This is a genomic window from Methylophilus sp. VKM B-3414 (assembly GCF_032248435.1).
In the GTDB taxonomy this organism is placed as follows: domain Bacteria; phylum Pseudomonadota; class Gammaproteobacteria; order Burkholderiales; family Methylophilaceae; genus Methylophilus; species Methylophilus glucosoxydans.
On sequence record NZ_JAVTLI010000001.1, the window covers coordinates 72565 to 91437 of the forward strand.

An 18873-nucleotide genomic window follows, 5' to 3' on the forward strand; every position below is an offset into this window, starting at 1 on the left:
GGTTTTTTGTTCAGCTCACTTGTGATTAAGACAAGCGCTGATTATTTGTTCATGACGTACATTGTTACTTCAAAGCCAAAACGCATTTCAGTTGCAGCTGGTTTAGTCCACATAATCGTCTCCTTAAGTGTTTGTTTAAATGCATCATGATTGATGTATTTGTATGACTCTCACTATACGCGGGTGTTTCAATCCAGGCCTGAAGCGAATCCGTAAAAACGGCTCATGATTTTACGTAGTTTTTATAATCAGGTCGCTCGCTCGGCGTAGAATAAGGCTGTCTGGTCTATGCAGGATTCGAGGTCTATATGATGCAGCGATTGCCACGCTGGGTAGAGTGGGGCGGGTTTTTAATGGCATTGAATGCCGGCTTTATTAACGCGGTGGGGGTGTTGGGCTTCAGACATCAGGCGGTGTCGCATCTCACCGGCATTTCGACTTTTTTCTCCATTGAAATCATGCAGGGCGACGGGTTGCAGGCCTTGCACCTGCTCTGCGTGATGCTGTTTTTTTTGCTGGGCGCCATGCTCAGTGGTGTCATCATCGGGCATGAGGCACTCAAGCTCGGGCACCAGTATCATTGGGCGTTATGGCTGGAGGCCGGCTTGTTGGCCGCTGCTATCCTGCTATTGAATACGGGCTGGCACAGCGGACAGTGGCTGGCCTCGGCGGCTTGCGGCTTGCAAAATGCCATGACCAGCACCTATAGTGGCGCCGTGGTGCGCACCACGCATGTCTCGGGCCTGTTTACCGATATCGGCATTGCACTGGGCTTGCGCTTGCGCGGCCAGGCCGTGGATAAGCGCCGGCTCACACTGTATTTGTTGCTGATAGGCGGGTTTGTTTGTGGCGGGGTATTGGGCGCCTGCAGCTTTATGCGCTGGCATTTTAATGCCTTGTGGTTGCCGGTGGGCCATGTGGCCGCGTTGTCGCTGCTGTATTTTAGTCTGCGTCATCGTGCAGCCTGAATCATGCGTAGAAATCCCGCCGCACACAAAACTGCCATCAATTTGTAATACAATCAAGCTTAGATTTTTTTACATTTCACGAAGCCCATATCATGTCGATTCAAACTGTCGCTACACAAGCTTTTTCTGATCAAAAACCCGGGACCTCTGGCTTGCGCAAAAAGGTGCGCGTGTTTCAACAGCCACACTACCTGCAAAACTTTGTGCAAAGTATTTTTGATACGCTGGAGATTCCTGCCAATGCGACCTTGACGCTGGGCGGGGATGGCCGCTACTTTAATAAAGAAGCCATTCAGGTCATTATCAAAATGGCGGCTGCCAACGGCTTTGGTAAAGTGCTGGTCGGCCAACACGGTATTCTGTCTACACCGGCGGCTTCTCACCTGATCCGCAAATACCAAACTTTTGGTGGCATTATTCTTTCTGCCAGTCATAATCCAGGCGGACCGGATGACGATTTTGGCATCAAATACAACACCAGCAACGGCGGTCCGGCACCGGAAAAAATCACCGATGCCATTTTTGCCAACAGCAAACAAATCAGCCAATACAAACTGGCCGACTTGCCAGAGGTGGATCTCTCCAGCATTGGTGTCACCACCCTGGATGGCTTCGTGGTTGAAGTGATAGATGCGGTCAGTGACTATGCCGACCTGATGGAAAGCATGTTTGATTTTGCTGCCATCAAGCGCTGGCTGGCCGCGGGGCATCGGCTGACGTTTGATGCCATGCATGCCGTGACCGGGCCATATGCCAAGGAGATTTTAGGTAACCGCCTGGGCGCGTCTGCAGACAGCCTCATGAATTGCGAAGTCTCCGAAAACTTTGGGGGCGGCCATCCGGACCCTAACCTGACCTATGCCGAAGACCTGGTCAAAGTGGCGTATGGCGCACAGGCCCCGGATTTTGCAGCGGCGTCTGATGGCGATGGTGATCGCAACATGATTCTGGGCAATCACTTTTTTGTCACGCCGTCTGACAGTCTGGCCCTGATTGCCGCCAATGCCAAGTTGATCCCTGCTTATGCCAAAGGCTTGTCTGGCGTCGCCCGTTCGATGCCAACCAGTGGTGCCGTAGACCGCGTGGCCGCCAAATTAGGCATCGCTTGTTACGAAACGCCCACCGGCTGGAAGTTTTTTGGCAACCTGATGGATGCTGGCCGCGTGACCTTGTGTGGTGAAGAAAGCTTTGGTACCGGCAGTGACCATGTCCGCGAAAAGGATGGCTTGTGGGCGGTGTTGTGCTGGTTGAATCTGCTGGCCGCCACGGGTGAGAGCGTTGAGTCACTGGTGCGCAAACATTGGCAAACCTATGGCCGCAATGTGTATTCTCGCCATGACTACGAAGGCGTGCCCACCGAGCAGGCCAATGCTGTGATGGCACATATCAAGGCCCAGTTTGCCAGCTTGCCTGGTCAAGTGTTTGGCAGCTACACCGTGAACACCGTGGATGACTTCAGTTATACCGACCCCGTCGATGGCTCTGTCAGCACTGGCCAGGGCTTGCGCATTTTGTTTGCCTGCGGCTCACGGGTGGTGATCCGTTTATCCGGCACCGGCACTGAAGGCGCCACCATTCGCGTTTATCTGGAGGCCTTTACGCAAGACCCGGCTCAGCAACAGCTCGATGCTCAGGAAGCATTGGCAGAACTGATTACGGTCTCGCATCAGATTTCGCAGTTGCCAAAGCTGACTGGTAGACAGCAACCTACGGTGATTACTTAAGCAAAGGCTGCACAGGGAACCGTGGCGTGATCATGATCAAAAAAAGCATTCTTTGTCCTCTGGTATTGTCTGCAGGCCTGCTGGCTTGCGGGGTGAATCCGGTAACCAAAGAGCGGGAGTTTCAGTTTGTCTCGCAAGACAAGGAAATCCAGATTGGCCAGCAAAATTATAGCCCGGCGCGTCAATCGCAAGGCGGCGACTACACGCTGGACCCTGAGCTGACACGCTATGTGCAGCAAGTCGGCCAGCGGTTAGCCGCGGTGTCTGACCGCCCGGATTTGCCCTATGAGTTTGTGGTGCTCAATGACTCAGTGCCCAATGCCTGGGCCATGCCGGGTGGCAAAATTGCGTTTAACCGGGGCCTGTTATACGAATTGCACAGCGAAGCTGAACTGGCGGCTGTGTTGGGCCATGAAATTGTGCACGCGGCGGCCAGGCATGGTGCCAAAGGCATGGAGCGTGGCATCTTTATGCAAGGGGCCATGCTGGCGGTGGGCCTGGCCACGCGTGACTCCAATTATGCCAATCTGGTGGTCGGTGGCGCGCAATTGGGCGGGCAACTGATCACGAGCAAATATGGCCGTGAGGCTGAGTCCGAGGCAGATCACTATGGCATGAAGTATATGAAGCTTGCCGGTTATGACCCTGCTGCGGCGGTGACGCTGCAAGAGACCTTTGTCCGGCTCAGTCAGGGCAAACGGCAGGATTTTCTGTCCGGCTTGTTTGCCAGCCACCCGCCTTCGCAAGAGCGTGTCGATCTCAACGAAAAAACCTTGGCTGAGCTGGGCACTGGCGGTGAGATGGGGAAAGAGATTTATGCACAAAAAGTCGCCAAACTGATGGCGACGCGCGAAGCTTATAAAGCCTACGATGAAGGCAAAGAGGCCTTGCAAAAAGGCGATACCGAAAAAGCAAAAACTTTGGCGAAAAAAGCCATCAGCATTGAGCCGCGCGAAGCGCGTTTCGAGGAGCTGCTGGGGGATATTGCCCTCACCAAGAAAAATACTACCGAAGCGCTGGCGTTTTACGACAAAGCCATCCAGATGCAACCGGACTACTTCAAGCCCTATGTGCAAAGTGGCATTGCCCTGTTTAATGCCGGTAAAAAAGAGCAGGCGGAATCCTTTTTGAAAAAAGCCAACGCCTTGTTACCAACGGCGCCAGGCTATGCCTTGCTTGGGCAGATTGCTGAAGGGCGTGGCGAAACCGCCCTGGCGTTGCAGCATTATCAACTGGCGGCAAGTTCAGATTCCGAAATCGGCAAAGAGGCTGCGGCAAGAGCCATGCGACTCGATTTGCCACGCAACCCTGGCCGCTATTTGCCTGCTGGTCCGCTGGCTGATGATACCGGCATGGTTTACGCTGCCGTGCAAAATAACAGCAATGTGCCGGTGGGGCGCGTGCAAGTACGCATGCTGCAATACGACAGCCGTGGCCGCATGGTCAACCAGACGCGTTCGATGTTGATTACGGGCGGCATTGCCCCCGGTCGGCGCGGTTCAGTGGCCACCGGTGTCCGCATCATCGACCAGGCCGATTTGCAGTTTTTCCGGGTCGTGGTTGAAGGCGCCGAACTCGCCAATTAATCACGCGATTATTCAATCATTTGGTTTCATCCTATGGCCACTACCGATTCCTGTGTCTCCGTCTCTCCCTACTTTGAAATCCAGCCTGGCCAGGCTTCTGCCTTTCGGGCGATTTGCGAAAAATATGTGAGCTGGTCATCCCGTGAGCCTGGTTGCCTGTATTACGGCTTTAGCTTTCACGGTGACTTGGCCCATTGCCGCGAAGGGTTCACCAATGCAGAAGCGCTGTTGGCGCACATCGAAAACCTGCGGCCGATTTTGCACGAGATGGGGGAAGTGTCTAAGTTGGTGCGGATTGAAGTGCATGGGACAGAAGCCGAATTGGCCAAGCTGAGGGAGCCGTTGGCAGGGATGCATCCGCAGTGGTTTGTGCTCGAATTCGGCTACAGAAAATAGCTTGAAATTTAATAGCAGCCTTATTCTGCGTTCTGAATGGTCATGGTGCCTTGGTATAAGCGCACATCCATTCTGCCTAAAAAGCTCATGCCGAGCAGGGCATCGCCTTCCAGTCCAGGCGAAATCGTCGCGGCGACATCATGGGCGACGACGCCACCCAGTTGCACGGTTTTAAGCCTGACCAAATAAGCGACCGCCGTGCCGTTAGCGGTGTGGGTGCTAATCGCGTCATGGCTGACCAGACCCAAACGGTCTGCCACATTTTGTGAGATGGCGACGCCGGTGGCTCCGGTATCCACCAGAACGCGTACCCGTTCGCCATTAATGAGGGCTTCGGCACTGTAATGGCCGTCGGTGCCGCGCTTGAGCGTCACCACTTTTTGCTGGCCGAGTTGTTCCAGGGTGTTGGGGTGTTGTACGCGGTCTACCAGAAACCAGATCAGTGCAGCTAGCCCCAGCCAGAGCAGGGTGTAAAGCAGGCTGCGCCCGCGGAGATGGTTTTTTTGAGTGGCATGTCGCATGCTCATTCAATGGAGGCTCAAAAAGGGATTTTCAAGTCTGGGTGAGCGCTGAGTAGCAGTTGTTTGAATGTCTGTTGAATGCGGGTTAAGGCCGCATTGTCATCGGCCTCAAAGCGCAAGGTCAACACGGGTGTGGTGTTTGAGGCGCGAATCAAACCAAAGCCATCGGCATACTCAACGCGCAAGCCATCGATGGTGATCACTTCTACTGCGCCCGGAAATTGCGCGGCTTGTTGCAGTTGCGCAATAAAGGCATGTGGCTCGCCTTCTTGCATGGCGATTTGCAGTTCTGGCGTGTTGAGGCTGTCTGGCAGGGCTTCTAGCACGGCGTTGGCATCGGGGCTGCGGCTCACCAGTTCGAGCAGGCGTGCCGCGCTATACAGGCCATCATCAAAGCCAAACCAGCGCGGGGTACCCGCGACACAGTCATTAAAAAACAAATGACCCGAGAGCTCACCACCGATGGCGGCACCCGTTTCCTTGATTTTGGCTTTCATCAGCGAGTGGCCGGTTTTCCAGATCACCGGTTTACCCCCATGTTGGCGTATCCAGGGCGCGAGATGGCGGCTGGATTTGACATCAAACACCACTTGGCTGCCTGGTTGCTGGCTGAGTATATCCTCTACAAACAACATGAGCTGGCGGTCGCTACGGATGATTTGCCCGGATCGGGTGACCACGCCCAGACGGTCGCCATCGCCATCAAACGCGATCCCGATTTCGGCGGTGCCGCCTTGCAAGGCGTCGATGACGTCCTGCAAGTTTTTGGCTTCCACCGGGTCTGGGTGGTGGTTGGGGAAGTGACCATCGACCTCACAAAACAGTGGCTCGACCTCGCAGCCTAATGCCTGGAAGATGGCGGGCGCGTAGGCTCCGGCGACACCGTTGCCGCAGTCGATGACCACTCGCATGGGGCGTGCGAGCTGGATATCCGACACAATGGCTGCCTGATAGGCTGGATAAATATCGTAGCTGGTTTGATTGCCAGCTTGGTCGGGCTGGTAAAACTGCTGCTGCATGATGCTGTGCTTGAGGGCCTGGATGGCTTCGCTACTGAGCGTCTCGCCCGCAATCACCATTTTGAGGCCATTGTATTGCGGTGGGTTATGGCTGCCGGTGATCATGACGCCACTGTGCGTTTGGGCAAGGTAATGCGTTGCAAAATACAGCATGGGCGTAGTGATCATGCCCAGATTCAGCACATTGACGCCCGTTTGCATCAGCCCTGCACTCAAGGCAGTGGCCAGTGCCGGGCTGGATAAGCGGCCATCATAGCCCACGCAGACACTCTGCTCGCCGCGTGCCTGTGCCAAAGAGCCCAGCGCCAGGCCAATCTGCTGCACAATCTCTTCTGTCAATGTGTCGCCGACAATGCCACGGATGTCGTAGGCTTTGAAAATCGACGCTGGCAGCAATGGAATCATTTATTCGGCTTCTTCTATCCAGGCCAGTTGAATCGCCTCCAGGATTTTTTCGCCGCAGCGGGAGGGCTCATCATCAAAGTCTTCCAAATCCATCACCCATTGCATGAGGTCGGTAAAGCGGATGGTTTTGGGGTCAATCTCGGGGAATTGATCATACAGCTCTTCAGCGATACGCTGGCTGTCAGTCCATTTCATGGTGGTGGGCTCCTGTCGATGTGAGTGATATTGGCTCATTATAACTGACAGTAGCTGCCGGATTTGCCAGAATCCACCTACAGCGCTGTCAGACGTGGGGCACTGGTCAGCCTGAGCTGCACGCGGCATGATAACGGGTTATGAGTGATATTGATAAAACACCCCGCGCTCCCCTGTTTGCACGCTGGCTGGGGGGCATGCTACTTGTGCTTGTTTTTGTGGTCATGGTCTGCGAAATGCTGGGCTGGCCTTTTTTGCGCCAACCCCTGCAAACCGCATTGCAAAATCAGTTACAACGGGCCGTGATCATAGACCGTCCTTTCCATTTGCAATTGCTGGGTGGCATCCGGTTGCAAGTAGGCGGATTGAGAATTGCCGCGCCCGCAGGCTTTGACGCGCCTTATTTTGTTGAAGCGCATGGCTTGTCGCTGGCGTTGCGCTACCGCGACCTGTGGTCACTCAAAGCACGCGATCCTTATCGCATTGCGTCGATTCGCGCGGACCGTTTAAATGCTTACATGATCCGCCATGCCAACCAAGAGGCCAGTTGGGATTTTGAGCTGGATGACGGCAGCCCGCCCCGTCCGTTTCCCATCATTGAGCAACTGGCCGTTAATGAGGGGCAAGCCAAGGTTGCCGATGCCGTTACGGATGCGCAACTGAACGTCAAGTTTTATACCGAAGAGGGCGCCCATCTTAAAACGCCGGAATCGCAAATCAAAGTGGATGGTCAGTTCCGTCGTTTGCCCTTGCAAGCCGCATTGGTGACGCAAGGCTTTTTACCAATTGCCACTCAGGGGCAGGACTCACCGCCGGTTAACTCGCAAGGATGGTTAACGTATGGTGCCGTGCATGCCACGTTCCGCGGTGCCGTATATGATGTGTTGGGTGTCCAGCGTGTCAAGGGGCAGGTAGAGGTAAAAGGTTCATCGCTGGCCGATGTCGGGGACTTGCTGAGCCTGACATTCCCTAGGACGCCGCATTTCAAAATCAAGGCGGCGGTTGAAAAAAACGCGACGCAGTGGGCTGTGAATGTCGCGTCTGCACACATTGGCAACAGTCAGCTGGCGGGACAGTTTGTATATGATCTTGCCCCAGAAACGCCGATGTTGACTGGCAAACTGCAAGGGTCTTTATTGATGTTGGCGGATTTGGCGCCCGCCTTTGGCGCTGCAGCGACTTCATCGACAAGCAACCCGCATCCAGGCAAATTGTTTCCAAATACCTCGCTGGATTTTACCACCTATGGCCGCATGAATGCAGATATCGATGTGCATATTGATGCGGTCGATTTAGGATCGGCCTTCAGGCAGCGTATTGCACCGCTTAAATTGCGCTTGCGCTTGCAAAAACACAAGTTAAGTCTGGCAGAGCTGGAGGCCAGTACGGCTCAAGGCTCGCTCTCAGGCGAGCTATCGATTGATGCACATGATGCACAAAACGCCGACTTGTCGCCACCCGCCGCCCCGGATTGGGAGATTGCGCTGGCGGTGCATGATATCCGTTTGGAACAGTGGCTAAAAGTCTCGCCAAAGGCGGATAAAAAATCGACCAGTGACGCAGCCAAGGAAACCAGCCAACAGCCGGCGCCAGCTTATGTGAGCGGTAAATTGAATGGGCGTGCCAAGCTACAGGGGCATGGCCGCTCAACCGCCGAATTATTGCGCTCGCTGGATGGTCAGCTCGCCCTGATGGTGCGTCAGGGGGAAATGTCTCACTTGTTGATTGAGGCGGCTGGATTAGATATTGCCCAAGCGGTTGGTGTCATGATCAAGGGCGATCAGCCCTTGCCCATGCATTGCGCCGCGATGGGCTGGCGGGCCAAAGAGGGTGTTTTGACACCAGAGGCAGCCGTGATTGATACGCCTGTGACGACCGTTACGGTCAATGGTGCCGTCGATTTGGGTCAGGAGCAGCTCAACCTTAAACTCCAGGCCAGTCCTAAAAACTTTTCGCCGTTAACCGTGCGCTCGCCTATTCTGGTGACAGGGCCTTTTGTAGACCCCCAGGTTTCGATCAGCCCGGGGCCGATTGCCGCACGGGTCGCTGGCGGCATATTACTGGCATTGATCAATCCGTTTGCCGCCATCCTGCCATTTCTTGATCCGGGCGATCAAAGTGCAACCACGGATATAGGCTGCCAGCAGACCTTGCAACAATTAAAAATGCGTCAACATTAAAAATATGCTTTTGAATTAAAAAAGTTCACACATCTCTTAAAAAATAAATCGTATACTTTGCTCTTGTTTTAATTTCTTAAAACAAATTCGCAATTTAGTTAACTTAATAAATAACAGAGAAGTGAGAGCTTGTAATGAATAAAAAGAAGGCTAACAAATTCTGTCTCATCGGCAGTCTTTTATTTTGTTTTTCTGTCAGTTCGACAGCATCGGCAGCGTTGATTGAGGTAAGCAGCTTTCATGTGAACAGTAATGTCGTTCAAATGGAATACTCTGATGCATACAACTCAATTGTTTATAAAAATACGGCAAGTGCTGCTGGCGTCATTAATTTGACATCAGGGATACAGTCCCCCAAGCATTTTTCAAATTATCGATTTACAGATCTGTCTTTATCTCCTGATGGCCGATATGCATTTGTCTCCGATTACGGTGGTGAGAATATCGGCTATGGGTCGCCTTTGAATCAAAGTTATGTTCACCGGCTGGATTTAAGTACTGGTACATGGCAGGTAAAGACTTCGGCGATTGCAGGCAATATAGAAGCGATTTCATCCGATCGATTTGCTTTGAAGTCCAATGATCAGTGGGTAAGTTTTTCATTGAATGATTGGGGAAGTGATGCATCCGCTACACAGGTGGTTTCTAATACTTACCCTTCCGCGTACGGAGGCAATTTTGTCTATGACTCTGTCGGTAACCGGCTGGTCCATGGTAATGCGGGCTCATCCTCACAGGAATTGCAGGCCTTCAAACTGACAAATAATAATTCCGGCTTAACACAGCAGGAAGGCTCTGGAACCTATGGGTCTGCTTATGGTTACGGGGGTACACTGGTCCTCGCGACGGATCACTCGACTATTTATTACGGCGCATTACAAGTAGATGCCTTGGATGTTACCGATAATCAAAATGTTTTCCCTGAGTTGATTTATGGCGCAACAGGTGACATAGCATTTGGTGCAGGCAATTATTATGATGCACACACGAAGCAGCTGCTTGGAAGCCTGGGCTTTACGACGACTACTTATACGTTTAGCGATGATGGCAAGCAAGTGTGGGCGTTTGATCCTGCCACCAATAATATTCATCATTTCACTTTTGGCGCGGTGACTACAGTCCCTGAAGCTAGCACTTATAGCATGCTTGTTTTCGGATTTTTATTGATTTCTTTGATCAGACGTAAATCAGCTGATCGGTGAATGGCAGTATTAGATTTCACTGACGTGGTTGTCTAAACATAGGCCCTGAGATTCAGACTTCAGGGCCGAATTTTTTAGTTTTGTCGAATCTTTTAAAGTCGAAAAAAAAGAACCCAACCGAAGTTGGGTTTAGGGAGCGATTTTGGAGATATACGCTTACGGATCTTACTAAGCATAAGCTGTGCCAGATTTAAAAAGATAATTTAAATCAATTGCTTAAGTATTTAATTATGTTTTTTAGTGCATGTTGTTTCAATCAGGCTGGTGATGTTTGCACTGTATTGGTGCACTTTGTGTCTGGATTACACCACGACTTAAAGTGATAGGCGCTCAATGAGCGCATCGCTAAAGATGGATGCTGCGGTCGCCTCATGCTAAAATCGCGCTTTAATTTTGTGATACGGAAACTTGATCGTCATGTTTAGCTTTTCAAGAAACTTAAGCGTTGCAGACCCGGCCTTGGCCCAAATGATTTCTTCCGAAGTGGAGCGTCAGCATCAGCATATCGAGTTGATTGCTTCAGAAAACTACACCAGTCCAGCGGTGATGGAAGCCCAAGGCTCGCAATTGACGAACAAGTATGCTGAAGGGTATCCAGGCAAACGCTTTTACGGTGGCTGTGAGTTTGTTGACCAGGTTGAACAGCTGGCGATTGACCGACTGAAAGCCTTGTATGGTGCAGAATATGCTAACGTGCAGCCACATTCTGGCTCACAGGCGAATCAGGCCGTGTATTTCTCCATCCTGAAACCAGGCGATACCGTGATGGGCATGAATCTGGGTCACGGCGGGCACCTCACACATGGTTCTCCGGCTAACCTGTCCGGCAAGTTGTTTAATATCGTGCCTTACGGTTTAAACGATAAAGAAGAGATAGACTACGATGAGATGGAGCGTATTGCGGTGGAGTGCAAACCAAAGTTGTTGATTGGGGGTGCTTCTGCGTATGCCTTGCGTTTTGACTGGGCGCGTATGGCCGAAATCGCCAAAAAAGTCGGTGCTTATTTCATGGTCGATATGGCGCACTATTCTGGTTTGATTGCAGCGGGTGTGTATCCTAATCCGGTGCCCCATGCTGACTTTGTGACTTCAACCACGCACAAGACCTTACGTGGTCCACGTGGCGGTATCATCATGGCCAAGGCCGAGTTTGAAAAATCACTAAACTCCAACGTGTTCCCAAGCTTGCAAGGCGGTCCGTTGATGCACGTCATTGCCGGTAAGGCGACGGCTTTCCTCGAAGCGGCACAGCCAGACTTCAAAGCGTATCAGGAACAGGTATTGAAGAACGCCAGCATCATGGCCAGCACGTTGGCTGCGCGTGGTTTGCGTATTATCTCCGGCCGTACCGAGTCTCATGTGTTCCTGGTAGACCTGCGTCCTAAAGGCTTGACCGGTAAGGCGGCAGATGCTTATCTGGGCCAAGCGCACATTACGGTCAACAAGAATGCGATTCCTAACGACCCCGAGAGCCCGTTTGTGACTTCCGGTATTCGTATCGGTTCGCCTGCGATCACAACGCGTGGCTTTAAAGAAGCCGAAGCCGAGCAAGTGGCTAATCTGATTGCCGATGTGCTGGATAATCCGGAAAGCGCTGAAGTGATTGCGGCCACCAAGGTTAAGGTGCATGCCTTGACCGATCAATTCCCGGTGTACGGTAAATAATTTTTCCGGCTATCCACAGCCATGAAATGTCCGTTTTGCGGTGCTGATGATACGCAAGTGGTGGATTCCCGCCTCAATGAGGAAGGGAACTCCATCCGCAGGCGCCGTCGCTGTCAGGTGTGTGACAAGCGCTTTACCACCTATGAAACCGCAGAATTGCATTTGCCACAGGTGGTGAAGCAAAACGGGACGCGCGAAGAGTTCAAGCGCGAAAAATTGCGCCTCTCATTTACACGCGCCCTGCACAAACGTCCAGTGCCTACTGAATATGTCGATAAAGCACTGGACCGCATTGTTCAAAAAGTGCTCGGTTTGGGCGCGCGCGAAGTGCCTGCGCGGTTGCTGGGTGAAACCGTCATGCAAGAGTTAAAACAAATGGATCAGGTGGCGTATATCCGCTTTGCTTCGGTGTATCGAAGCTTTTCAGATGTGGATGACTTTCATAACGCCATCCGCGATCTGGATAACTGACAACAACCATTGCCGGATGCACCCTCTGTGCGCTGGTGTATGTGTTCCGTGTGCCTTGCTTCACCCTGTGCACGGTCTATCAATGTTGCATGTGAAGGCGGGGGCGTATGAAACTGATCAAGCTGTCTGCAGTGGTATTAGCGGTATTCACCGTGATTCTCACCATCGTGTTTTTTACCTGGTGGGCATTTAAAGATGAGGCTGTGTTTGGTCGAGACAAATTTGACCAGACCCGCTGGATGCAGTTGTCCAACACCGTGCAAAAGGAGTGCAGACGCGGTGACATGGCATACGATCTCAAAAATCACATCCTGATTCGAGGCGCCAAAAAAGAGGCCGTCATGGCCTTGCTTGGGCGGCCTAGCCTTGAGGACGCCAATGCACTTGAGTATGATCTGGGTAAGTGCATGCATGTCTATCATGCCTTACGCATATACTTTGACCAGGACGGACGTCTCACCCATAGTCAAATCTCCTCTCATTAGCTTTCTTTAATACGCGCTTTATTCAGGCCGTGGTCTTATTATTCACTGGCCGTTCAAAGGTGTCCGCCATACAAAACCACCGCAAGGCGGGCTTTTTTTGTATGATGCTAGTCTATGTTACACAGTACTCAAGATATTCAATGGATGACCCATGCCTTGCGCCTGGCGGTGCATGGACTGTATTCGACCACGCCTAATCCGCGTGTCGGTTGTGTCATCGTCAAACAAGGTCAAGTGGTTGGAGAAGGCGCTCACCTCAAGGCGGGGGAGCCCCATGCTGAAGTACACGCCTTGCGCGCCGCTGGCGAGCAGGCGCGGGGGGCTACTGCATATGTGACTCTGGAACCTTGCAGTCATTTTGGCCGGACACCTCCCTGTGCCGATGCACTGGTGAGTGCCGGTGTGAGCCGGGTCGTGGTTGCCATGCAGGATCCGAATCCTTTGGTTGCGGGCAACGGCATTGCACGTTTGCAGGCACAGGGTATCGCTGTCACGGTTGGGGTTTGCGAAGCGCAGGCCAAGGCGCTGAATCCCGGGTTTATTCTGCGCATGACGCAACAACGCCCTTATGTCCGCCTCAAGGTCGCTGCCAGTCTGGATGGCCGCACAGCGTTGGCGAATGGCGTCAGTCAATGGATCACGTCGCCGGAGGCAAGGCAAGATGTCCATCACTGGCGTGCGCAAAGCTGTGCGGTGATCACGGGTATCTCTACCATTCTGCAGGATAATGCCTCGCTCACCGTGCGTGAGGTGAAGACGCCACGCCAACCCTTACGCGTCATTCTCGATAGTCAGTTACGCATTCCGATAGACGCCAAGGTGTTGCAGGATGGCCATGCGCTGGTGGCATATGCGCAAGGGGAGGCCGCCAAGCTGGAGATATTGCAAGTGATGGGAGTACGTACCCTGCATGCACCGAATGCGCAGGGGCAGGTGGATATTGCTGCGGTCATGCAGGCACTAACGGCCTGGCCTTGTAATGAGGTGCTGGTGGAGGCGGGGGCAACGCTGAATGGGGCCTTTTTGCAAAGCGGGTTTGTGGATGAGTTATTGCTGTATTACGCACCCAAGCTAATGGGAGACGCGGCACGCGGCATGTTTGCCCTGCCAGCATGGACGCAGATGGCAGACATACACACGCTGGACATTATGGATCTGCGACAGGTCGGGCAGGATATCCGTCTTCAGGCCAGGCTTAAGGCCTGATTCTTATGCTGATCGACACCCACTGTCATCTGGATGCCCGTGAGTTTGATACCGACCGTGAACTGGTCTGGCAGGCGGCTTTGGCGCAGGGCGTTCGTGCGGTGGTCATCCCGGCCGTGACGCAGGCGACATTTGAGCCGATTATGGCCTGGTGTGCACGGCATCCACAAGCTGGATTCGCTCTTGGCTGGCATCCCATGTATGTGTCTGAGGCACCTGAGGATGCGCTGGCGCAGCTCGAGCAAACCGTCGCCAGGGTGCTGGAGGGCCCTCAGGCGCATCAATTGCTGGCGATTGGAGAGATCGGTCTCGACTTTTACCTGACGCGCGAACATGAGGCCAGACAGCTAGAGCTATATGAAGGACAGTTGCGCATTGCCAGGCAGTTTCATTTGCCTGTGATTTTGCATGTGCGAGGTGCGATAGACACCATCCTCAAATATTTGCGCAAGCATGCATTAACGGGGGGCATTGCCCATGCCTTTAACGGCAGCAAGCAACAAGCGGAGATGTTTGCCAGTTTGGGATTCAAATTAGGGTTTGGTGGTGCCATGACCTGGCCGCGCGCATTGAAACTGCGTCAGCTTGCTGCAGAATTGCCTGTGGAAACACTGGTTCTGGAGACCGATGCGCCGGATATTCCGCCGGTTTGGCTGGGGCATCAAGGAAGAAATGCGCCGGATCAATTAAAAAAGATCGCAGAAGAGATGGCCCTGATGCGTGGCTTGGAAGCTTCGCAACTCATTGAAATGACTGGTAAAAATTCTGTAGAAGTTTTGCCAAAAATAGCCCATTTATGCACATGACTTAAAGTGACACTTTAAGAATGTGTCGAAAGTGACTATATTATAGTGGTGCTTTGTAAGTGTTTGATTTTATTGAATAAAAAAATAGATTAAAAAATGAACTTTTGGAAAAAGTCCTTATAAATTGGTAAGTTACGGAATTAAGACACAGCAATCCACAAAGTTATCCACAGATTTTGTGGATAGCAAAATACGGTGTTTGTCCTACAAGAAAAGCAAGTGGTTTTACAAACTTTACAATTACTAATCGGTGCTTGGCCAGGCCTCTCATATGCGCATTCAATCCCAACATTTCCGTAGCATTTGGCAACAAGCCAACGCTGTTTATATTATTGACCAGACGCGATTGCCGTTTGATTTTGTAACGGTGGAATTAACGTCTTTGGCGCAAATATGTCATGCCATCCGCCACATGCAGGTCCGTGGTGCACCCCTCATTGGAGCTGCGGCAGCCTATGGTGTGGCGTTAGGCATTCAGCAGGATGCCAGCGATGAACACTTGCAGGCGGTGGTAAAGCAGCTGATCGCCACACGACCGACTGCCGTCAATCTGGCCTGGGCGGCACAGCGCATGCAACAGACGTTGATGCCGCTGGCTGTGGCGCAACGCGCAGCTGCTGCTTGGCTGGCGGCACAAGCGATTGCAGATGAGGATGTAGCGCAGAATCTGGCGATTGGCCAGCACGGTAAAGCCTTGATCGCTGAAAAGGCCACGGTGGATGCCAATCAGGCTGTGAATATTTTGACCCATTGCAATGCCGGCTGGTTGGCCACGGTGGATGGCGGGACGGCCTTGGCGCCGATTTATGCCGCGCATGATGCAGGTCTGAAAGTACATGTCTGGGTAGATGAAACGCGGCCACGCAACCAGGGTGCCAGCCTGACCGCCTGGGAGCTGGCGCAACACGGGGTTCCGCATACGGTGATTGTCGATAATGCTGGCGGCCATCTGATGCAGCATGGTCAGGTAGATCTGGTCATCGTCGGTGCAGATCGTGTCACCAGTCAAGGTGATGTCTGCAACAAGATAGGCACTTATTTAAAAGCGCTGGCAGCATTTGATCAGCAAATCCCGTTTTATGCTGCGGTACCGACGCCGACCATAGACTGGCAGATCGCACGCGGCGCAGAGATCGAGATTGAAATGCGTGATGCGGATGAGGTGGCTTATATGCAAGGGCAGACGGCAACAGGAGACATAAAGACGGTCCGGGTAATTCCGCATGAAAGCCCGGCATTGAATCCGGCGTTTGATGTGACGCCAGCCAGGCTGGTGACGGGAGTGATTACCGAACATGGGGTGTTTGCCCCAGACAAGTTGCATGCGTTGAAAACGCATAGTCTGGGCAATTAACATGAGCAAGCGCTCGCCTGCGCAACAGTTGTTATACACGGCCCAGCAAATGGCAGTGACAGGCCTGAATAAAGGCACCTCTGGCAACGCCAGTATCCGGCTAGAAACGGGTTTTCTGGTGACGCCTTCTGGCGTACCGGCAGACCAGCTGCATGCTGACAGCATGGTGCATATGGATTGGCAAGGCCGGGCTGAAGCCGGGAAAACCCCCTCCAGCGAATGGCGTTTTCATCTGGATATTTTACAGGCGCGGCCTGAAGTCAATGCGGTTGTGCATTGCCACAGCATGTTTGCGACCACGGTAGCCTGCATGGGGCACGACGTGCCGCCGTTTCATTACATGATTGCCAGCGTGGGTGGAGATAATATCCGTTGCGCGCCCTACGCCTTGTTTGGCACCCAGGCGCTGTCTGAGGTTGCGCTTGCTGCATTGCATGAGCGCAAGGCCTGTTTGCTGGCACATCATGGCATGATTGCGCTGGGCAAGGATTTATCCCACGCACTGGCCGTGGCGGTAGAAGTGGAAAACCTGTGTGAGCAGTACTGGCGACTGTTACAAGTTGGGCAGCTCCGCTTGCTGACGCCTGCGCAAATGCTTGAAGTCCATGCCCAATTTAAAGGCTATGGGCAATGGCGTGATCCGGTTTAATTACACCGGATGGATTTAGAGTTTTGGAAATAGCGCCAGGGTGGTCATGCGCAATAGAGCGCCAGGGTCACAAATGTAGGTGTTCTGTTTCATCTCGCTAGCGGATGGAGGTACTGCGAGGATGGCTTCTGCGGGAGCAAAGCATTTGAGCAGAACGCCACCGGATTCTACGGCGTTGAGTCCTTTGGCATAGCTGGTGGCCAGCGCCTCCGAGGGCGTCCAGCAAAAGCCAATCTGGTCTTGATCAAACAAAAACCAGCTTTCGCCACGATACAGGGTCAGGCCCTGCAGCGGTCGATGCTGCGTGTCGGCCAAGCATTTTTTCAGCACGCGCAGCACCAGCGCGTCATTTTTAATCAAGGCGCGCAAATCGCCGCCATATTGTCGCCACAATGCGGCAATGTTTGATTGGTCAAAGCCGGATTCATCCTGAATTCGAGCGATGTATTCGAAGGTTTGCCGCCATAAAGCAGCATCCACGGTATTCACGTACTGACCATGACAAAACTGCCTGGCCAGCGACTGTACGGAGACACTTTGCATACGTATTGAATCAGGCGTCTTCATCGCTGGCTCCGCTGGGTTACCGCACCCATATGCCCTCAATCAGTTTTTCCTGCGGCTGGAACTGCTGCTTGTAAGCCATTTTCTGGCTGTCTGCAATCCAGTAGCCCAGGTACAAATAGTCTAGGCCGAGTTGCTTGGCCCACTCGATTTGCCAGAGGATGCTATAGGTGCCATAACTCGCTTTGTCATGCGTATCATAAAACGTGTACACCGCAGACAGACCATCCATGACAATATCAATCACGCTGACCATCTTGAGCTGCTGCTGTGCATCTCTGAACTCGACCATTACGCTATCTACATTGCTTTGACACAAAAACTGCTGGTATTGCGTCGCTTCGTCTTCTTGCGGCATGGCTGACTCCAGACTGCTGGGATGACGCTGTTGCTGGTAGGTCAGGTACAGGGCGAAGTGTTCTGCATCATAACTGGCTTCACGGATGGTGGCCTGTAAAGGTGCATGCTTCTTAAATGCCCGTTGCTGGCTACGCGTGGCTTCAAACGCATGTACCGGCAAACGGACCGAAATGCAGGCATTGCAATGTTCGCAATGCGGCCGGTATGCAAACTTGCCACTGCGGCGAAAGCCCTGCTGTATCAGTCCGCTATACACGCGGCCATCTACCAGTGTCTGCGGCGTGGCAATCAGGCTTTGCGCCAGCTTTTTAGGCAGATAGCCACAGGTGTAAGCGGTGGTCACATAAAACTGTAATTTTTGCAGAGGTGCGTCGTTAGGTAGGGTCATATTGCACTAAATGCGTTAATTCTTCGATAAACCGGTCTCTGGGAATTTCATAAGCACCAAAACTGGCAAGTAACGGTGTATGCATCTGACAATCAATCATACCGACTTGTTGCGTGATTAACCATTGCACCAGATGCGCAAATGCCACTTTGGACGCATTGCTGACATGGTGAAACATGCTTTCACCATAAAACATGCGGCCAATCTTGACCCCATAACAACCGCCAACCAATTGCCCATCTTGCCAGGCTTCCATACTATGCGCGTAGCCCATGGCATGCAACTCGCTGTATGCCGCAATCATTTCATTGGTGATCCATGAGCCGGATTGACCTGGGCGCGGGGTGGAAGCACACGCTTGCATCACGGCGGTAAACTGCGTATTCATGCGTAACTCAAACGGCTGTTGCTGGATGACCTTGCGCAAGGAGCGGGTGATTTTCAGCGCTGGTGGAAACAGCACCATGCGTGGGTCCGGACTCCACCAGAGGATAGGCTCGCCCGGACTAAACCATGGAAAAATCCCTTGTTTGTAGGCGCTCAACAGGCGTCGTGGCGTCAGGCTACCGCCGATGGCGATCAGGCCGTTGGGCTCTGTCAACGCCTGCTGTAAGTTCGGGAATGGGGTCTCTGCTGCGAGAATGCGCACCGGCCCGCCCGGGAGAGGATAGTAATTGTCATGCATAAACAGTCATTGCGGTGGTGTAGGGACGCAAGTTAATCGCATTA

The 18873-nt window shown here is 52.7% G+C and carries 20 protein-coding genes; 13 read left to right on the forward strand and 7 right to left on the reverse strand.

Annotated elements, in window-relative coordinates; all coding sequences use genetic code 11:
- Positions 1-41: 41 nt before the first annotated feature.
- Positions 42-113, reverse strand: coding sequence for a pyrroloquinoline quinone precursor peptide PqqA (gene pqqA / locus Q9292_RS00315; protein ID WP_081624291.1), 72 nt, complete (start codon positions 111-113; stop codon positions 42-44).
- A gap of 195 nt (positions 114-308) precedes the next feature.
- On the opposite strand from pqqA, the gene Q9292_RS00320 reads away from it, so the two are divergent.
- The 4 genes from Q9292_RS00320 (at position 309) to Q9292_RS00335 (ending at position 4674) form a co-directional block, all read left to right on the forward strand.
- A complete protein-coding gene (locus Q9292_RS00320; protein ID WP_313983349.1) occupies positions 309-968 on the forward strand; it encodes a YoaK family protein in 660 nt (219 codons plus the stop codon).
- A gap of 92 nt (positions 969-1060) precedes the next feature.
- The gene (locus tag Q9292_RS00325) at positions 1061-2692 is read left to right on the forward strand and encodes an alpha-D-glucose phosphate-specific phosphoglucomutase (protein WP_313983352.1); all 1632 of its coding nucleotides are present in this window, start codon (positions 1061-1063) and stop codon (positions 2690-2692) included.
- Positions 2693-2724: 32 nt separating this feature from the next.
- Positions 2725-4278, forward strand: a complete 1554-nt coding sequence (locus Q9292_RS00330) for a M48 family metalloprotease (RefSeq protein WP_313983355.1) — start codon at positions 2725-2727, stop codon at positions 4276-4278.
- Between the two features lie 33 nt (positions 4279-4311).
- Positions 4312-4674, forward strand: coding sequence for a putative quinol monooxygenase (locus tag Q9292_RS00335; RefSeq protein ID WP_194747355.1), 363 nt, complete (start codon positions 4312-4314; stop codon positions 4672-4674).
- A gap of 20 nt (positions 4675-4694) precedes the next feature.
- Here Q9292_RS00335 and Q9292_RS00340 read toward each other — a convergent pair whose 3' ends face one another.
- From Q9292_RS00340 to iscX, 3 genes are read right to left on the reverse strand one after another with little or no spacing between them, the layout of a single operon-like run.
- On the reverse strand, positions 4695-5201 hold the full coding sequence (locus tag Q9292_RS00340; protein ID WP_194747354.1) for a TIGR02281 family clan AA aspartic protease: 507 nt from the start codon (positions 5199-5201) through the stop codon (positions 4695-4697).
- An 11-nt stretch (positions 5202-5212) separates the two neighbouring features.
- Positions 5213-6619: a phosphomannomutase/phosphoglucomutase gene (locus Q9292_RS00345; RefSeq protein WP_313983360.1), complete on the reverse strand. Its 1407-nt coding sequence runs from the start codon at positions 6617-6619 to the stop codon at positions 5213-5215.
- Complete coding sequence (gene iscX / locus Q9292_RS00350) at positions 6620-6814, reverse strand: Fe-S cluster assembly protein IscX (protein ID WP_194747352.1); 195 nt, start codon at positions 6812-6814, stop codon at positions 6620-6622.
- Positions 6815-6954: 140 nt separating this feature from the next.
- Between iscX and Q9292_RS00355 the strand changes: the two genes are divergently transcribed.
- The 9 genes from Q9292_RS00355 to Q9292_RS00395 all read left to right on the forward strand — a co-directional run bounded on the left by Q9292_RS00355 (position 6955) and on the right by Q9292_RS00395 (position 16832).
- Entirely contained in the window at positions 6955-8994 is a 2040-nt protein-coding gene (locus tag Q9292_RS00355; protein ID WP_313983363.1) for an AsmA family protein, read from the forward strand.
- A 134-nt stretch (positions 8995-9128) separates the two neighbouring features.
- A complete protein-coding gene (locus tag Q9292_RS00360; protein ID WP_313983366.1) occupies positions 9129-10196 on the forward strand; it encodes a hypothetical protein in 1068 nt (355 codons plus the stop codon).
- Between the two features lie 417 nt (positions 10197-10613).
- Complete coding sequence (gene glyA, locus Q9292_RS00365) at positions 10614-11861, forward strand: serine hydroxymethyltransferase (protein ID WP_275357115.1); 1248 nt, start codon at positions 10614-10616, stop codon at positions 11859-11861.
- Between the two features lie 21 nt (positions 11862-11882).
- A complete protein-coding gene (gene nrdR, locus Q9292_RS00370) occupies positions 11883-12332 on the forward strand; it encodes a transcriptional regulator NrdR (RefSeq protein WP_194747349.1) in 450 nt (149 codons plus the stop codon).
- A gap of 107 nt (positions 12333-12439) precedes the next feature.
- A complete protein-coding gene (locus Q9292_RS00375) occupies positions 12440-12817 on the forward strand; it encodes a hypothetical protein (protein WP_194747348.1) in 378 nt (125 codons plus the stop codon).
- Positions 12818-12931: 114 nt separating this feature from the next.
- Complete coding sequence (ribD, locus tag Q9292_RS00380) at positions 12932-14023, forward strand: bifunctional diaminohydroxyphosphoribosylaminopyrimidine deaminase/5-amino-6-(5-phosphoribosylamino)uracil reductase RibD (protein WP_313983372.1); 1092 nt, start codon at positions 12932-12934, stop codon at positions 14021-14023.
- 5 nt (positions 14024-14028) lie between these two features.
- Positions 14029-14829 carry a TatD family hydrolase gene (locus Q9292_RS00385; protein WP_313983374.1) on the forward strand — a complete coding sequence of 267 codons (801 nt, stop codon included), beginning with the start codon at positions 14029-14031 and terminating at the stop codon, positions 14827-14829.
- Positions 14830-15100: 271 nt separating this feature from the next.
- Positions 15101-16183 carry an S-methyl-5-thioribose-1-phosphate isomerase gene (gene mtnA / locus Q9292_RS00390; RefSeq protein WP_313983377.1) on the forward strand — a complete coding sequence of 361 codons (1083 nt, stop codon included), beginning with the start codon at positions 15101-15103 and terminating at the stop codon, positions 16181-16183.
- A gap of 1 nt (position 16184) precedes the next feature.
- Positions 16185-16832, forward strand: coding sequence for a class II aldolase/adducin family protein (locus Q9292_RS00395; RefSeq protein ID WP_313983379.1), 648 nt, complete (start codon positions 16185-16187; stop codon positions 16830-16832).
- 15 nt (positions 16833-16847) lie between these two features.
- Here the strand turns inward: Q9292_RS00395 and Q9292_RS00400 are convergent, their stop codons facing one another.
- From Q9292_RS00400 to aat, 3 genes are read right to left on the reverse strand one after another with little or no spacing between them, the layout of a single operon-like run.
- Positions 16848-17399 (reverse strand): hypothetical protein, encoded by a 552-nt coding sequence (locus tag Q9292_RS00400; protein ID WP_313983381.1) that lies wholly within the window; start codon positions 17397-17399, stop codon positions 16848-16850.
- A gap of 16 nt (positions 17400-17415) precedes the next feature.
- On the reverse strand, positions 17416-18144 hold the full coding sequence (locus Q9292_RS00405) for an arginyltransferase (protein ID WP_313983384.1): 729 nt from the start codon (positions 18142-18144) through the stop codon (positions 17416-17418).
- Positions 18131-18829 (reverse strand): leucyl/phenylalanyl-tRNA--protein transferase, encoded by a 699-nt coding sequence (gene aat, locus Q9292_RS00410; protein WP_313983387.1) that lies wholly within the window; start codon positions 18827-18829, stop codon positions 18131-18133. The genes Q9292_RS00405 and aat overlap by 14 nt, the downstream gene beginning before the upstream one ends.
- Between the last annotated feature and the right edge of the window lie 44 nt (positions 18830-18873).

Bases quoted from the DNA above. Each gene is read 5' to 3' on its own strand.
- Q9292_RS00320 (WP_313983349.1), top strand. From the start codon at position 309: ATGATGCAGCGATTGCCACGCTGGGTAGAGTGGGGCGGGTTTTTAATG.
- Q9292_RS00325 (WP_313983352.1), top strand. From the start codon at position 1,061: ATGTCGATTCAAACTGTCGCTACACAAGCTTTTTCTGATCAAAAACCC.
- Q9292_RS00330 (WP_313983355.1), top strand. From the start codon at position 2,725: ATGATCAAAAAAAGCATTCTTTGTCCTCTGGTATTGTCTGCAGGCCTG.
- Q9292_RS00335 (WP_194747355.1), top strand. From the start codon at position 4,312: ATGGCCACTACCGATTCCTGTGTCTCCGTCTCTCCCTACTTTGAAATC.
- Q9292_RS00340 (WP_194747354.1), bottom strand. From the start codon at position 5,201: ATGAGCATGCGACATGCCACTCAAAAAAACCATCTCCGCGGGCGCAGC.
- Q9292_RS00345 (WP_313983360.1), bottom strand. From the start codon at position 6,619: ATGATTCCATTGCTGCCAGCGTCGATTTTCAAAGCCTACGACATCCGT.
- iscX (WP_194747352.1), bottom strand. From the start codon at position 6,814: ATGAAATGGACTGACAGCCAGCGTATCGCTGAAGAGCTGTATGATCAA.
- Q9292_RS00355 (WP_313983363.1), top strand. From the start codon at position 6,955: ATGAGTGATATTGATAAAACACCCCGCGCTCCCCTGTTTGCACGCTGG.
- Q9292_RS00360 (WP_313983366.1), top strand. From the start codon at position 9,129: ATGAATAAAAAGAAGGCTAACAAATTCTGTCTCATCGGCAGTCTTTTA.
- glyA (WP_275357115.1), top strand. From the start codon at position 10,614: ATGTTTAGCTTTTCAAGAAACTTAAGCGTTGCAGACCCGGCCTTGGCC.
- nrdR (WP_194747349.1), top strand. From the start codon at position 11,883: ATGAAATGTCCGTTTTGCGGTGCTGATGATACGCAAGTGGTGGATTCC.
- Q9292_RS00375 (WP_194747348.1), top strand. From the start codon at position 12,440: ATGAAACTGATCAAGCTGTCTGCAGTGGTATTAGCGGTATTCACCGTG.
- ribD (WP_313983372.1), top strand. From the start codon at position 12,932: ATGTTACACAGTACTCAAGATATTCAATGGATGACCCATGCCTTGCGC.
- Q9292_RS00385 (WP_313983374.1), top strand. From the start codon at position 14,029: ATGCTGATCGACACCCACTGTCATCTGGATGCCCGTGAGTTTGATACC.
- mtnA (WP_313983377.1), top strand. From the start codon at position 15,101: ATGCGCATTCAATCCCAACATTTCCGTAGCATTTGGCAACAAGCCAAC.
- Q9292_RS00395 (WP_313983379.1), top strand. From the start codon at position 16,185: ATGAGCAAGCGCTCGCCTGCGCAACAGTTGTTATACACGGCCCAGCAA.
- Q9292_RS00400 (WP_313983381.1), bottom strand. From the start codon at position 17,399: ATGAAGACGCCTGATTCAATACGTATGCAAAGTGTCTCCGTACAGTCG.
- Q9292_RS00405 (WP_313983384.1), bottom strand. From the start codon at position 18,144: ATGACCCTACCTAACGACGCACCTCTGCAAAAATTACAGTTTTATGTG.
- aat (WP_313983387.1), bottom strand. From the start codon at position 18,829: ATGCATGACAATTACTATCCTCTCCCGGGCGGGCCGGTGCGCATTCTC.